1 protein-coding gene is annotated in these 1,995 nt (G+C 62.1%); it reads right to left on the bottom strand.

Features of this window, described 5'->3' with window-relative positions:
* Positions 1–1,944: KGGVGR-motif variant AAA ATPase (locus tag AC08OU_RS00950; RefSeq protein WP_476604093.1), on the bottom strand; the 1,944-nt coding region annotated here is incomplete at its 3' end.
* Between the last annotated feature and the right edge of the window lie 51 nt (positions 1,945–1,995).

Raw genomic sequence — 1,995 nt, 5'->3', positions numbered from 1 at the left:
ATTTCGACTCCAAAGTCGGCGCCATACCCAGTTGTACGTGAAAGCGGTCTTGCCGCCGGAGATCCGCTCACCAACCAGCACGCGCCACGCATTGAGCACCTGCGGCTGCGGCCACCTCTCGACCAGCTCCGGCAAAAAGCGATGCAGCCCGGGTTCCGGCGCCCTCTCACGAACGAGATCAGCGACGGCCGGCGCCCGGAGCGCCTGCTTGACGACCACCTTGAGATAATCGGTCTGGTTTGCCCAGGACAACGTCACGTCGCGACCGAAGAAATGTGACTTATTCGGTAGCTGAACGGTTCGCCAGATGTCCTCCCTGAGCATGATCTTCATCCGAAGATTCACCAGCTCGTCACCGCGCTCGGACAACAGGGACAGCAGTCCCCCCACACTTTCCCGCCGTCGAGTGAGGTCGGCAGGAGTGAGACCGAACCCAGTGTCAAGACCGTCGAAAAGAAGAAATGTGCCCCGGGCAACATCCGCATCGAGGTCCCGAATCCACTGCCAGCCGACGAGTCCAGCGTCTTCGATGGAAAGCATTTTGCGTACATCTTGGACGAGGTTAAGTTCGTTGTACTGCGACTCGTCCTTGGAGTCACAGGTGAGTCCACCGAACGCGGGCACCGGCCGACGAGGGCGCCCACTGGTCAGCTGGATCATGACCCCGATAAGCAACATCCACGCCGTGCGCCAGTCGTCTCCCCGGTCCGCCAAGACCTCGCCGATGGCTCGGTATGTCCCGCTGGACGGCATCCAGGGTCTTCTCATCGGCAGCCGCGGAGGGCTGGTCACCACGATGTTCCCGTCCGCGGCGAGGCTGCGGAACAGGGTGGTCTTCCCCGTGCCCTTCCGGCCAAGTATCAGGGGCACGTCGTCCCGGGCGGCCCGGCCGACAACTTCTGTGCGTAGGAAGGTCTCCTGGAACTCGTCGTCGGACTGAGCCTCCGCGGTGCCCGTCGAGAAGTGGATCTCAGCCAGGGCGCCGGCTTTTGAACCGGGCGGCGGGATGGCCATGGCGGCTGCGCCGTCCCGCTCGGCTGCCGCCGACTGCGGAACGAACCCTGCGATCCACTCCCCGACGGGCGAATAAGCATCGATGCCGGTCTCGGGAACTACGGAATCAGATCCCGCGATGTCCTCGCTGTAACCGAGGACGTGGACAAGCTCGTCAACCTCCGGGAACGCTGGATCCCCGCCTTCGACCACCGCCGGCGAGAGCCATTCCAAGATCCAGACCGCCGCCCGGTCCTCGTATCGCCGACGAGTCTCCGGAGCGCCCGCGCCCGGAACCGGGCTCACCAGAAAACGGAGCTCAGGAGTGTAGGCCCGCTCGGATCTGGCCGCCAGAAGCGCCCGCGTCAGCGCCCGCGTTCCCACCCGTGCCTGCAGATGCGGGAAGAATGTTACGACAGCTATGTCGGCCAGATCGAAGAAAAGAGGTGCCGACAGCGGACTGATCCCGGTCCTTGAATCTATGAGAACAATCTGCGGCGAGATATGGAGGTCACGGACGGCGCCGATGAGCGCGCGGAGTGTATTATTTTCCTCACGGTACCATGCCGCTGGGTCGAGCTGAGCGAGCTGGCGCGCATAATTGGCATCCGGATATCCGGCGGGCAGAAGATAGAGTTGCCGTTCGGGATGAGCACGCAGCAGATGGGCGGTGACATCAGGCATTTCGCCGGCTATGTCCGCCTCCAGTAGAAGCGGAACAACACCCTTTCCTGGCATGACTTCGCGCTCCGCGTCGAAGAGTGTGGCAAGACCAGGCGCCTCAAGATCCATATCGAGGCAGAGCATTCGGTGTTCACGGGCTAGCAACAGAGCAGTGTAGGCGAGCGATGTCGATCTTCCGACACCCCCTCTGGAGTCGAAATGAAATAACTTGCGCGTTTCGAACCCTCCACAGGCCTGTGACCTGCGATGATGCTCTCGATCACATATTTGTTACTTCATTACGTCCCCTCTGAGGGAGTAGAAGGTGGCGATGACGGG

The organism is Frankia sp. CcMO1 (assembly GCF_977945845.1).
The sequence above is the reverse complement of the archived record's forward strand: the minus strand, read 5'-3'. Positions and strand labels throughout refer to the sequence as shown.